7 protein-coding genes and 1 pseudogene are annotated in these 12,410 nt (G+C 72.3%); 1 reads left to right on the top strand and 7 read right to left on the bottom strand.

What is annotated here, in order from left to right; genetic code table 11:
• Nucleotides 1-100 precede the first annotated feature (100 nt).
• Together AB0903_RS29305 and AB0903_RS29300 are read right to left on the bottom strand one after the other, a co-directional pair.
• Nucleotides 101-1,147: an iron-siderophore ABC transporter substrate-binding protein gene (locus AB0903_RS29305; protein ID WP_366707742.1), complete on the bottom strand. Its 1,047-nt coding sequence runs from the start codon at nt 1,145-1,147 to the stop codon at nt 101-103.
• Between the two features lie 148 nt (nt 1,148-1,295).
• Nucleotides 1,296-2,648, bottom strand: coding sequence for a lysine N(6)-hydroxylase/L-ornithine N(5)-oxygenase family protein (locus AB0903_RS29300; protein ID WP_366707741.1), 1,353 nt, complete (start codon nt 2,646-2,648; stop codon nt 1,296-1,298).
• A gap of 260 nt (nt 2,649-2,908) precedes the next feature.
• Between AB0903_RS29300 and AB0903_RS29295 the strand changes: the two genes are divergently transcribed.
• Nucleotides 2,909-3,856, top strand: coding sequence for a methionyl-tRNA formyltransferase (locus tag AB0903_RS29295; RefSeq protein ID WP_366707740.1), 948 nt, complete (start codon nt 2,909-2,911; stop codon nt 3,854-3,856).
• A gap of 177 nt (nt 3,857-4,033) precedes the next feature.
• Here AB0903_RS29295 and AB0903_RS29290 read toward each other — a convergent pair whose 3' ends face one another.
• From AB0903_RS29290 to AB0903_RS29270, 5 genes and pseudogenes are all read right to left on the bottom strand, one after another.
• Nucleotides 4,034-4,741 carry an antibiotic biosynthesis monooxygenase gene (locus AB0903_RS29290; RefSeq protein WP_366707739.1) on the bottom strand — a complete coding sequence of 236 codons (708 nt, stop codon included), beginning with the start codon at nt 4,739-4,741 and terminating at the stop codon, nt 4,034-4,036.
• A gap of 109 nt (nt 4,742-4,850) precedes the next feature.
• Nucleotides 4,851-4,979 (bottom strand): annotated as a pseudogene (locus tag AB0903_RS29285) (DUF4235 domain-containing protein); the annotation flags it as partial.
• 353 nt (nt 4,980-5,332) lie between these two features.
• On the bottom strand, nt 5,333-6,727 hold the full coding sequence (locus AB0903_RS29280; protein ID WP_366707738.1) for a TIGR02679 family protein: 1,395 nt from the start codon (nt 6,725-6,727) through the stop codon (nt 5,333-5,335).
• Nucleotides 6,718-11,037 carry a TIGR02680 family protein gene (locus tag AB0903_RS29275; RefSeq protein ID WP_366707737.1) on the bottom strand — a complete coding sequence of 1,440 codons (4,320 nt, stop codon included), beginning with the start codon at nt 11,035-11,037 and terminating at the stop codon, nt 6,718-6,720. Before AB0903_RS29275 ends, AB0903_RS29280 begins: the two co-directional genes overlap by 10 nt.
• On the bottom strand, nt 11,034-12,302 hold the full coding sequence (locus tag AB0903_RS29270) for a TIGR02678 family protein (RefSeq protein ID WP_366707736.1): 1,269 nt from the start codon (nt 12,300-12,302) through the stop codon (nt 11,034-11,036). The genes AB0903_RS29275 and AB0903_RS29270 overlap by 4 nt, the downstream gene beginning before the upstream one ends.
• Nucleotides 12,303-12,410 lie beyond the last annotated feature (108 nt).

The raw sequence follows: 12,410 nt of genomic DNA, 5'->3' as shown, positions 1-12,410 counted from the left end.
TACGGGGCCTTGCCTCTCAGGGAGTCGTGCGGTGCGCGCCCCGCCCGTCCGCGGGGTGGGCCGGCGGACGGGCGGGACGCACGATCGGGGCGGCCGGCGGCTACTTGACGGCCGTCAGCAGCGGCTCGATCTCGTCGATGGCGTAGGGGATCGACAGGACCGTGTTGAAGGAGAAGGCGGCGCCGATGTCCGGGTCCTGGTACGGAACGAACAGGTCGCGCTTGTCCTGGTTGACCTTCAGCTTCTTGTAGAGCGGTTCGGCCTTGATGCGGTCGTTGGCCTCGGTGCTGGAGGTGACCCAGACGAGGCGGTCGACGTCGAGCACGTTCAGCTTCTCCGCGCTGAGTTCGGCGACGTTCCAGCCCGGCTTGGCCATGGTGTCGATCTCGGGCTTCAGCTTGAAGCCGAGTTCGGAGAAGAAGATCGACTTGGGGTCGGTCTTCGTGAAGGCCGAGTACTTGCCGGCCTCGAAGCTGTCGGCGACGGCGAGGGTCTTCGTCGCCCACTCGGGGTGCTTGTCGCGGACGGCCTTGAACTGGGCGTCGACGCCGTCGATCAGCTTCTCGGTCTCGGCGTCCTTGCCGAGCGCCTTGCCGATCTGGCGGGTCATGACCTGCCAGGGGGCGCCGTAGTCCGGGTGCTCCTTGGGCTGGGCGACGACCTTGGTGAACTTGGAGAGCGTGTCGTACTGCTCCTTCTTCATGCCCGAGTACTGGGCGATCACCAGGTCCGGCTTCAGCGCCGCGATCTTCTCGATGTTGTACTCGTCGCGCTCGCCCACGATCTGCGGCGGCGTGTCGCCCCACTTGTCCTTGGCCCACGGCCACTTGCCGTAGGGGTCCTCCTTGAACCAGTCCACGGAGCCGACCGGCTTGATACCGAGGGCGAGCACCGCGTCCTGGTCGGACAGGCCGAGGGTGACGACCTTCTTCGGCTCCGCGTCGATGGTCGTGCTGCCGTACTTGTGGTCGACGGTGACCGGGAAGGCGGCGGACTTGGCGGCGCCGGCCTCGGCCGACGGCTTGGACTCGCTCTTCTCCGTACCGCCCCCACAGGCGGACAGAGCGAGCGCGGCGACGGCGGCGACTGCCACGCGGGGGACGTTTCTGACGAACCGCGTCAGCGCGGGGCGTGTACCAATGGACACGGATGTTCCTTTCACGGGGGTTTCACAGTGCGGCCACGCCCTGCCCGGGTACGACGGCGCTACCCGGTGGAGCACGGCTGTGTGGGGGGCTGGACCTGGGTCGGTCCGCGTGGAGCCTACGCGGGACCTGCTGGGACCTGCGCGGGACCTAGCGGGCCGTGCCGATTCCGTCGGCGACCGGACGGACCGCGTCGACGGATGCCTTGAGGCCCCGGTCGAGGACCGAGTCGAGGATCTCGCCGACCCGGATCGCCGTGTTCGACAGCAGGGAGGACGTGATGCCGTGGGTGTGTTCCGTGCCGCCCTGCAGGTAGATACCGCAGCGCAGTTCGGGGTCGGTCGCGAGGCGGTAGTCGCGCTCGACGCGGACGCGGCCCTGCCCGTCCCGGTGGCAGCGGTCCGCGACCGGGCCGAGGAGGCCGAGGGCGTCGGCGCTCGCGTAACCGGTGGCGCAGACGACGACATCGGCGTCCAGCCGGCTCTCCTCCCCGGTGACCAGGGAGGTGATGGTGGCGCTGACCGTGTCGTCGTTCTCCGCGACCCCCGTCAGACGGGACACGTTCAGGAAGCGGAGGCGCTCGGTGCCCAGGACCTTCTCCTGGTACGCCTGCCGGTACAGGTCGTCGATCAGGTCGATGTCCACCACGGAGTAGTTGGTGTTGCCGTGGTAGTCCATCAGCTTGCGCTTGATGTCGTCGGGCGCCGTGTAGTACTCGTCGACCGCCTCGGGGTCGAAGATGCGGTTGGCGAAGCTGCTGTCGTCGGCGGGGCTGTAGCCGTAGCGCGAGAAGACGGCGCAGACCTCGGCCTCGGGGAACCGGCGGTGCAGATAGGCCACGTTCTCGGCGGCGCTCTGGCCCGCGCCGACGACGATGAACCGGGAGGGGTCGGTGCCCTCCAGGCCGTCCACCTTGGCGAGCAGGTCGGAGTTGTGCCAGACGCGGTCGGTCCGCTCCACGCCCTCCGGCATGAGGGGGCGCAGCCCGGTGCCGATGACGAGGTTGCGGGCCCGGTGGACGACGGTCTCCGCGCCGGAGCGGGCCGTCACGTCGAGGTACTCCACCACACCGTCGCGTACGACGGGCTCGACGGAGACGACCTCGTGGCCGTACGAGACCATGTCGTCGACCTTCGCCGCGGCCCACTCGAAGTAGTCGTGGAACTCCACGCGCAGCGGGAAGAGGTTCTTGTGGTTGACGAAGTCGATCAGTCGGCCCTTGCTCTGCAGGTAGCAGAGGAAGCTGTACTCGCTGCTCGGGTTCCGCAGCGTCACCAGGTCCTTGAGGAAGGAGACCTGCATGGTCGCGTCGTCGATGAGCATGCCGCGGTGCCAGCCGAATTGGGGCTGCCGCTCGAAGAAGTGAGCGGTGACCGCCTCCTGCCTTCCGACGCTTGCGTTGTGCTCGCTGAGCGCGATCGCCATGGCCACGTTGGACGGCCCGAAGCCGATACCTATGAGGTCGTGGATCAGTGGTGCGTCGTCAGGAAGAGCCTGTGACATGTCACTCCCATCGTGCGGGACAGCCGCCTGTCAGGCATGCTGTCAGGCGTGGGGGAAAGGCGGAGCCCGAGCACACCGGTGAGCCGGCCGCCGAGCGAACTTAGGTAAAGCTAACCTGATCTGGCCAAGCTGTCGACGGGGCAAAACGGACACCGCGACCGTTCATGGGCCAACTGGGCGGCGAATTATGGCGCGTTGCATCCTTAGGTAAGGCTTGCTTTACTTGTCGCCGGTCATTCGCTTTCTGAGGAGGAACCCCCATGCGGGTCGTCATGTTCGGTTATCAGACCTGGGGCCACCGCACGCTGCAGGCGCTCCTGGACTCCGAGCACGACGTGGTGGCGGTGGTGACGCACCCGAAGAGCGAGCACGCCTACGAGAAGATCTGGAGCGACTCTGTCGCCGACCTGGCGGAGGAGCACGGCGTCCCCGTCATCATCCGCAACCGGCCCGACGACGAGGAGCTGTTCCAGCAGCTCAAGGAGGCCGACCCGGACATCATCGTGGCCAACAACTGGCGCACCTGGATCCCGCCGCGCATCTACACCCTCCCCCGGCACGGCACGCTGAACGTCCACGACTCGCTGCTGCCCAAGTACGCCGGGTTCTCGCCACTGATCTGGGCCCTCATCAACGGCGAGCCCGAAGTCGGCGTCACGGCCCACATGATGGACGAGGAGCTCGACGCCGGCGACATCGTCATGCAGCACGCGGTGGCCGTCGACCCCACGGACACGGCGACCGACCTCTTTTACAAGACCGTCGACCTGATCGCCCCGGTCACCATCGGCGCCCTCGACCTCATCGCCTCCGGACAGGCCGAGTTCACCAAGCAGGACCGCTCGCAGGCCACCTTCTTCCACAAGCGCGCCGAAGAGGACATCCGCATCGACTGGACCTGGCCGGCCGAGGACCTGGAGCGCCTGGTCCGCGCCCAGTCCGCCCCGTACCCGAGCGCCTTCACCTTCCACAAGGGGAAGCGGCTCGAGATCGTCTCCGCCGTCGTCTCGGAAGGCCGCTACGGCGGCACCCCGGGCCGCGTCTTCTACCGGGAGGGCGAGGGCGTGGCGATCGTCGCCGGTGGCGACGCCCGCACGGGCCGCAACCACGGCCTGGCCATCACCCGCGTACGCACCGACGACGGCCGCGAGCTGCCCGCCACCGAGTACTTCACCTCGATGGGCGGCTACCTGACCAACCGCCCCTGAGGCACGGGCGCCTGGAGCCCGGACGGCCCCGGACGGTCCCGGGGCCGTCCGGGGAATTGCCCAGCGGCCTGACCGCCCGGCCCGGGGCCTGGCGCCGGCATCGCCCCGCGGCGCCGGTCGCGTGCGCGAAGCTTCCTGCGCTTCCGCCCGTGGGACGGAGCCCGGCCCCACATCCCTTTACGCGCCCGCGCTGAGGCTCAGCGCGGGCACGTACCGCTGAACACCGCTGTGCACCAGCCCCGGGTAACCTTGCACCTTCTTCCACTGCGGGGTCACGGATCCGATGCCGTCGCCGGGCGCGGCGAGGGCGTCGATATGTGCCTGCTCGCTCTCCCACTCCGCGTAGTTGAGCACCCGGGTGCCGTCCAGGCTGGTGTGGAAGTGGCCGGAGATGGCGCCGGGGTGGGTGACGGGATCGGTGTCGACGGCGTCGAAGACCCGGTCCACCCAGTCCCGCTGCCGACCGGGGTCCGGCCCGTCGAACTCGGCCTCGACGATCACCACGCACCCCGGGACCCGGGCCTCTCTCCCCGTCAGGCTGCGGTAGAGGGCGTACGCATGGATGGCGACGCGTTCGACGCCGGGCACCGCCGCGTCGATCTCGGCGTTCCGATCGTCCTGGTGGGAACGGACGAACGTGTGGTGGTCCTCCTCGCTCCGCCACTGCGAATAGTGCAGCAGGGTGTCCCCGTCAGAGCCGATGTGGATGCTGTACGAGAGCAGCCCCTCGTCCGGCCAGTCGCGGCTCTGCCACGCCCGGGCGATGGCGTCGACAGCGGCGCGCTGGCGCTCCGGTGTGCCGACGCGCCACGTGCTGACCATGGCGACGCCCGCTCCGGGGCGTCCGATGCGGGGACGGGCGTGCGGTTCGGCGGTCACGGACATGGCTCGGCCTCCTCGGTCGCCGCGCGGTGCGGCACGCCACCATCCTCAAACCTGAACCTGAGTTGAGGTCAAGAAGGCAGGAGGCCAAGGGCTCGAGCCCGTTCGGTCGTCATCCTCCGCGTCGGGCGGGCCACGTTCCGGTGGGCAGGCGGACACCGGCCGCGCCACCGCGGTCGACAGCCGCCCTGACCACGGCGAAGATCGCGTCGCCCCGCAGGACCGCTGCCGGCAGGATCTCGGGCAGTTCGTGGGAGAGCCGTGCACGCCAGTGCCGATGTCGCAATCCGCAGAACACCGGCGCGCTTGACGTGGCCCTCCCGGCTGACCGACTGCGCACGATCACCGACGCGTCCGTGGTGCCAGTGCGCCGGGGGCGTCCTGTCCGCAGAGCCCGTACCGCCGTCACCGCCGTCACCGCCCCAGCACCGCGAACCGCACCGCTGATCGCCCCCAGCCATCCCAGCAGTCGCTGCCCGACGAATCCGCCGCCCGCGGTGAGGATCAGGCCCATGGCAAGGACCCCTGCGGTGTGGGTGGCCGTGACCGTTGTCCCCACCGCCAGGGCGGCGCGGACGCCGCCTGGGAGGCGCCTCAACGAGCCCGTGTCTCCAAGTCCGACAACAGATCGTCGAGCACCATTTCCTCTTCCACACGAACACGGTGCTCGGCGAGAGCGACGGCCAGCTCCGGATCCCACGGTGTAGCGGCGGGAGAGCCCGTCATTCCCGGCACCTCGGCCACCTTGGCCACCGCTGCTCGGTAGTGGCGGGTCGTGTAGCGCCACGGCCGCCAGTGGACGCTCCGCCGCAGCGCCGTGGCGATGCGCACACCACCCCAGTCGAAGTCGCCGTGGTAGAGAAGGACGGCTCCCCGCGCGGACAGGCCGCGCAGCAGCGTGAGGGCAGCGGCTGAGGGCTGTCCCTGGAGGCATACCATGGGCGGGCACGCCGGGCCGAAAGTGTCGGCGGCGGCGGACAGCACGGCCGGGTTCTCACAGACGTGGACGGTTCCCGTCGCCGGGACGGCGGGAGCCGGTGTGTGACGGGCGAGACAGCGGAGCGTCAGGACGACGGGCTCACCGGCGTCGGCCATCCAGTCAAGAGCCGGAGTGCCGCGCAGGTTGAGGGAGAGGACGGTCGACGAGACGTCGTCCTTGAGCAGACCGGCCGACGCCCATGCTTCCCGTCGCCATTCGGCACCGGCGCCGTCGGGGAAGCCCGTGAGAGCACGAATTCCCGACAGAACAAGGGTCGCGAGAGGTGTCCCGTCGTCCAGAGCGTGGGCGCCCCCGAGAACGCGTGCCGCGAACGTCGCGCGTGACGTCGGAGGCACGACGGGCAAAGCACACAGCGCCCGCACGGCGGCGTCCGCCAAAGGACCGGCGGCCTCCGGAGTGCGCGCGAGTCGCCGTACGAGACCGTCCCTGCGGATCCGCTCCGCCCACTCGGCCAGCTCGTCATCCAGGACACCGAAAGGGGCATGCGCACTCTCCCAGGCCCGCTCTGCTCTGTCCCGCGCCTCTGCGTGAAGGGTGACGGGGCCGGTGAGTGCCACGACGGCAGGCACCAGTCCGTCAGGGCTGACACCGGAGCGGCGCAGGATCGCGTCCACCGTCTCGAGACGTACGCTCAGGGAGCGACCTGCGCCCGGTGCCCGCCCCAACAGACTTTCGACGCATCGACGTTGCGATTCGGCCGGGTTGGACAGGCTGACCAGGCCGGTGAGCGGCTGGGCACGCGCGATGCGCTGCCGTATGCGCTCCACGAGCCAGGCGAGGGCGGGGTCACCGAGCAGACGGGTGAGGCGTTCGGCGTCGACGGCGGTCCGGTCGCCGTCTGGTGACGGCCCGGCCGAAGCCACGCGGTCGCCGCCGGATGACCGCCCGGCCGGGGCCGCGTCCACGGTGGCGTCCGCCGGAGCCGCCCGTCCGGTTGCCGCCCCGACCGGGTCGTCGGCGGGCGGAGTCGCACGCGGGTTCACGTCCACAGGGACTCCTGTGCGCCGGTGCCGTCGTGGACGGTGATCCGCCCCGGCTCGCCGACGGAACCGACCTGCCCGGCGGCGGCCTCGCCGGCGCCGTCGGCGTCGGCGTCGGCGTGGGAGTTTGCCCCCGACGCCCCCGACGCGCCCGCCCGCGCGCCGGGCTCCACGCCATGCCGCCGATCACGGCCGTCCCACTCCCACCGCGTCACCAGCACGGCGGCGATGTCGTCGACACGCGAGAGCTGGGCGATGGCGATGCCCGGCACCTGCGGGTAGCAGGCCCATTCCCGTTCGCTGGTCATGACGACGTCGAGGTCGAAAGCGCGCAGCAGGCCCAGACACTTGGCGCGCGAGTCGTCGTCGACGCCGGCGAACGCCTCGTCCAGGGTGACCAGGCGCGGGGCGTGGAGGCCGCCCGCGCTCGCGTAGTGGGACGACGCGGCGGCGAACAGGGGCACGGACGCGGCCAGTACCCTTTCACCGCCCGAAGCGGGCCCGGTGGCCGGCACCCACTTGCCGTGCTGGTGGCGTTCGACGCCGAACTCGTGCCAGGCCCGGTAGTCGAGTGCGGCAGTGAGGTCCTCCAGCCAGCTGCCGGCGCTGTCGTCGGCCTGCCGGCGGGCGATCTGCTCCTGGAGGAACGCGCCGACCGCTGCCCGGTCCTCGAGCGACCATGCGTCGGCGGACTGGCGCAGCCGTTCACGGGCCTGGGCCAGCCCCTGCGGTGCCCGGCGGGAGGCCCGCCACACCAGCCGCAGCTTCATACCGGTCGAGGTCGGGCGCTCCTCCAGCTCCTTGTTCATGGCGCCGACCTGTCGTTCGGCGGCCCCGATCAGCTCCTGGAGCGTCCCGGCGACCTCGGTGATCAGGTGCGTCTGAAGGATCTCGCGTTCGTGTGCGGACAGGATGCGGGTCAGTTCGGTGACCTCGACGGCCAGCGCCTCGGCGAGTTCGGGCACGGCCCGTTCCCGGCCCTGGTAGACGATGTCGACCCGCATGCCGTCCTCACTCGGACGGGCGGTGGCGGCGTGGCCGTGCCGGGACAGCGCGTCCTGGAGCCTGCCGAACTCCTCGCTCAGCCGTTTCTGCACGCGTTCCCAGGCCGCGTCGGAGTCGTCGACCGACGAGAGCCGGGACTCGACTGCGCGCGCGAGAGCGACGGCGGGGGTCGCCGCCCATGGTGCTCCGTCGTCGTCCGGTACGTCGATGTCGGGGAGGGCCACGGCGAGCAGCCCCGTCGCGGCGAACCGCTGGAGCGCCGCGACGGCTTCCTCACGCGCGGCGGTCACGTCGGTGACGTCCTCGGCGAGCCGCTCGATGCGCCCCTCGGCGCGGCTGGCCCGCCGGTCCGCGTCACCGAAGTCCGCCTGTGCCTGCCGCCGTTCGCCGTCGCAGACACGAGCCGCCTCCGCCGTCTCCTCCAGCCGCCGCTGGAGTTCGGCGACGGCCGCTCCGACGGTGGAGCGCAGGGTGGTGAGGTGTTCGTCCGCGGCGGCGGCGCCCCGGGCGGCCTCCGTCGCCCGTTCCGCGAGTTCGGACAGGCGGAGTTCGGCCCGGTCGGCCTCCACCTGCTCGTCGGCCACCGCACGCCCGGCGTCGGCGTGTTCACGCAGCGCGGGCCACAGCGCCGTCAGGAGGACCGTGTGATCGGCGAGCGTCTGGCGTACGGAGCCCAGTGCCGCCGTGTCGGCGGAGAGATGCAGGGCGGCCGCGCTCTCGGCGAGTTCGGCCGCCGCACGGTCGGCCTGATCCGCCGCCGGAGCCAGCTCCGCGGCCCGCTCGCCCTGCCGGACACGGGCCCGGTGGGCCGCGTCGGCGGCGGCGGTGACACGTGCGTGGGCGTGGCGCAGATCGTCGTCGCCCGGCAGTGCGGCGAGTTCGGCGTCCAGCACGGCGCGGCGCGCGGCCACGGCACGGGACTCCTCGGCCAGTCGGCCCCGCTCGGTCGCCAACGCGTGCAGCTCGGTGCCCAGTTCCCCCATCCGCACCCGGCGTGCCTGTTCCCGCGCTCCTTCTCCCACGTACTGGGCGCTCTTCTTGGCCCAGCTTCCGGTGAGCGCACCGACCCGGAAGCGCCCGTCCGCGCAGACCCAGGTGTCGTGGCCCCCGGCTTCCCCGGATGCGTCCTCGGACCGGTCCCGGTTTCCCGCGGCCAGCCCGATCGAGGCCAGCAGGCGCGCCACCCTCTCCTCGCCCACGGCGGCGGCCCCCACGTCCGCGGGGTCGACCGCCGGGCACAGCGCACCGTCAAGGCCGGTGCCGCCGAGCAGCCCGACCGGGTCGATCAGCACGTCGTGGCCGTCCGCCGCGACCGCGGAGCCGTCCGGCCGTACCCAGGCGTCGAGGAGCCCCGACGCCTCCAGCGCGGCTTCCAGGCCCGCGCGGTCGGCCTCGGCGACGTGCGGTCGGAAGTCGACGAGCCGCCACAGCGGGGCGCCGAGGGCCCGGTCCCGCACGTCGGGCGTACGGGTGTGCGGCACCGACGGGCCGCGCTCGCCGCCCGCCTCGAGGGCGGTCAGCTCCCGGGCCGCCAGCCGCTGCCGTTCCGCCCTGTCCGCCTCGCGGCGGGCAAGCCCGGCAGCCTGGTCGGCCAGGCGGGAGGCTGCGGTGCGATGGGCCTCGGACGCCGCCGTACGGGCCGGCAGGGGGCCGTCCAGACCGCTCACCCAGTCCTGCACCGCGTCCAGAACCCCGGGCAGCCCGCCCACCCTCAGCTCCACGCATCCGGCGAGGTGCTCCCGCACGGCCGTGACCAGTGCCCGTCCCTCCCCGGCGGCCTTCTCCTCCGCCTCGGCCAGCCGCTCCCCGCTGTGCACGACGTCCTCGTCGGCCTCGTCCGAGCGCAGCCGGGCGACCCTGCGCTGCTCGTCGGCGCGCTCGGCGCGCGTGGCGAGTTCCGCCACGTGCTCGACGGCCCGCCGCCTGGCGGCCGTCGCCTCTTCCGCCTCCCGGCGCAGGACCGCTTCGGGGGCTCCCGCGGTCCGCGGGACGTCGAGCCGGGCCGCCGCGGCACTCTGCGCCACCCGGTCCCGGATGTCGTCCAGCGCCTCCTGGGCCGCCGTGAGCCGGTTGCCCGCGGTGGCGAGCCGGCCCAGGGCCCGGGTGTGTGCTTCGGCCGCCGTCCGCCGGTCGGCCTCGGTCCGGGTCAGCTCTACGGCCGTACGGGAGGCGTCGGCCGCCGCCCGGTCGAGTGCCTGGGCATCTCGCATCTCGGGCCCGGACCGCAAGGCGGCGTCCTGGGCGGCCAGCCGCGCGGCCCGCTCACCGAGTGCGGCGCCCCTCGCGCGGGCCTCCTCGCGGTCCGTCAGGGCCTGGTCCCTGTCTGCCTGTGCCTTGGCGAGTTCCCGCTGGAGGTTCTCGTAGCGGGCGTGCTCGCGACGGGGCAGGCGGGCGCGGCGCCGGGAGGCGAGTCGGGCGTAGCGCCGGTAGTGGTCGAGGAACGCCGAGGAAGCCTGCTCGGCCTCGCGGGCCGCCCGCAGTTCCTCCTTCTCCTCGTCCAGCGACCGGAACGCCTCCGCCGCGTCGGCGACGACCGCCTGGTCCATCGGCGGCAGCGCCTCGGTCAGCGCCCGGGACAGGGCGGCTTCGTTGGGCCGCTTGGACAACTGCGGCTGGCGCAGCTGGATCAGGAGGTCGACGAGCGCTCCGTATCGCCGTTCCCCGAGCCCGAAGAGTGCTTCGTCGACCGCTCTGCGGTACGTCCTCGCCGTGTCGTACACCATGCCGTGACCGCCGATCGCCTCGGCGAGCCGGTCCCGGGACAGCGCCGTACCGGTGGCGTCCAGCAGGTCGAGGCCGACGCCGATCCGCTGGTCCGTCACCGCGAACCAGTGACGGGCGATACCGCGTCCGGCGACCGCCTTCAGCCCGCACAGCAGCGTGCGGAAATGCGCCTCGCCCGAGGTCTCGTCGAGCCGTCCGAACTCGATCCAGGTGTAGCCGAGGCGTTCCGGGTGCGGGTGTTCACCGCCCAGGAGCAGGTTCCACTCCATCCGCTTGCCCGGGTCGCCGTCGGGTTCGACGCGGCGGGCGGAGAGGTCGCCGTCGAGGAGGAACGGCAGGGTGAGGGCGAGCACCTTCGACTTGCCGGTGCCGTTGTTGCCGCGCAGCAGCAGCCGGCCGTCGCGGAACCAGAACTCCTCGACGTCGTAGTGGAACAGGTCCACCAGCCCGATGCGCAGGGGCCGCCACCGGCCGGGTGCGGGGAGTGGCAGCGGCGCGGGGCCGGCGGGCAGCGGCGCGGAACCGGCGGGCGGCGCAGGGTCAGCGGGCAGCGGCGCGGGGTCGGGCAGCGCGGTCACGGCGCGGTTCACCTCTCGTCCTTCATGTCGTTCTGCACGGTCGCTTCCGCGGGCGCGGGAGCGACCGGGTGGTGACGGGTGGACCCCGGTTCCTTGACCACGGGCTCGCCGACCGCGTACCGCGCGAGCGCAGGGCGCGGTACGACGCCCCGCTCCGTACGCTCGGCGAGTCCCAGTGCCACCAGTTTGGTCAGCGCCCGCTCGACGAGTTCCGGCTCCGTGCCCGGCTCCCGTGCCGACTTGGACCAGAAGCCGCCGTGCTCCACGGCCAGTTCCCGTACGCGTGCCGCCAGCTCCGCCGGTTCGACGGGCCCGGCGGCCCGCGCCAGGTGCCCTGCCAGCAGCAGGGTGATGTGACCGTGCGTGCCCTGTTCCGGCATGCGTACGTCCGTGAGGTCGTCCAGGGGATCGACCATGGCGATGCCTTCGGCTCGGACCTCCGGGACCAGCCCGGTCAGTTCGCTGATGCGCGCGGTGATGAAGCCGCGCTGCCGGGTGAGGTAGGCCAGTTCGTCGTCGGCGAGGTCGTCGTAGTAGAGCACCGGGTCGTCCAGGAGGCGGCGGGTCAGCTTCCAGCGGATCGCGCGGAACCTGAGCTCGTCGCTGTCGAGCGCGCTCTGCGCGGTCATCTCCGTCAGGCGTTCCTCGAAGTCCTCGGCCCCGACCAGGGAGGGGCCGCGCAGGGTGGCCGGCATCCCGGCCAGCACGCGCCGCCGCACGTCGTACAGCACGTCACCCGAGCCGCTGACGTACGCATCCTCGTCGCCGGCCACCCGCCGCAGCACACCGAGCCGCAGCAGCAGGCGGACGACGGCCGCCAGGTCGAGGCGCTCGTCCCGCCGCTCCAGGGTGAACGTGATCCCGGCGGCGAGGAGTTCGGGATCGGCGGCGGCCAGCACGACCTGCTCGGCGAGACGTCCGAGCGCCACCTGCGACTCGCCCCGCTCCAGTGCGGCCAGCGTCAGGCAGAGCAGGACGTAGCGGCGGCGGGTGAAGGGCAGCGCGGTCCGGGTGGCCTCGCGGGCCGGGTGCGTGGCATCGGTGAGGGTGCCCGGCGTCTTGCGCAGGCGTGCGGCGTCGGGGTCCGTGCGCAACGACCAGCCGACGTTGCGCTCGAACCACTCCCGCAGCTCGGCGGTGTGCCGGCGCACCAGCCGGAAGGCGTCGGCGTGCGGTCCGTCGGCGGTGAGCAGCGGCTCCTTCAGCAGCGCTCGCGCGGCCCGTTGCAGGTCGGCCTGGTGCTGGCCGTCGAGGACCTCGGCGAGGGGGCCGGTCATCGGGTCTCCGGGAGAAGGTGGGCGGGCGGGGAGGGCTGGAAGGGGCGCTTTCCAGGGCGCCCTACAAGGCGCTTTCCAGGGCGCCTCGGGGGGCGCCCTGCAAGGCGC

Source organism: Streptomyces sp. NPDC048389 (assembly GCF_040706335.1).
Lineage (GTDB): Bacteria > Actinomycetota > Actinomycetes > Streptomycetales > Streptomycetaceae > Streptomyces.
Note: the sequence above shows the minus strand (reverse complement) of the source record. Positions and strands in the feature narration are given on the sequence as shown.